The sequence below is a fragment of the Stieleria mannarensis genome (genome assembly GCF_014154935.1).
Taxonomy (GTDB): domain Bacteria; phylum Planctomycetota; class Planctomycetia; order Pirellulales; family Pirellulaceae; genus Stieleria; species Stieleria mannarensis.
Map to the genome: position 1 here is coordinate 1 of NZ_JACEHH010000236.1, position 308 is coordinate 308.

Consider the following 308-nt stretch of genomic DNA (forward strand, 5'->3'; position numbering starts at 1 on the left):
GATCGGGCGGCGGAACGGACCAAACGATCGGCACGGTCAACGTCGACATCACCGCGGTCAACGATGAGCAAGTGCTGGCGACCAACACCGGCGACACGGTGACCGAGGGCTCCACCGGCAACACGGTGACGACCGCGATGCTGGAAACCACCGATGTCGACAACACCGATTCACAACTCGTCTACACCGTCGACGCGGTCCCGATCAACGGCACGCTGTACCGCAACGGCACAGCCCTGAACGTCAGCGACACGTTTACCCAAGCCGACATCGACGCCGGATTGATCAGCTACGACCACGACGGCAGC

General features: G+C 62.7%; 1 protein-coding gene. It reads left to right on the forward strand.

Annotated elements, in window-relative coordinates; genetic code table 11:
• Nucleotides 1-308: cadherin-like domain-containing protein (locus H1B37_RS33220; RefSeq protein WP_182871556.1), on the forward strand; the 308-nt coding region annotated here is incomplete at both ends.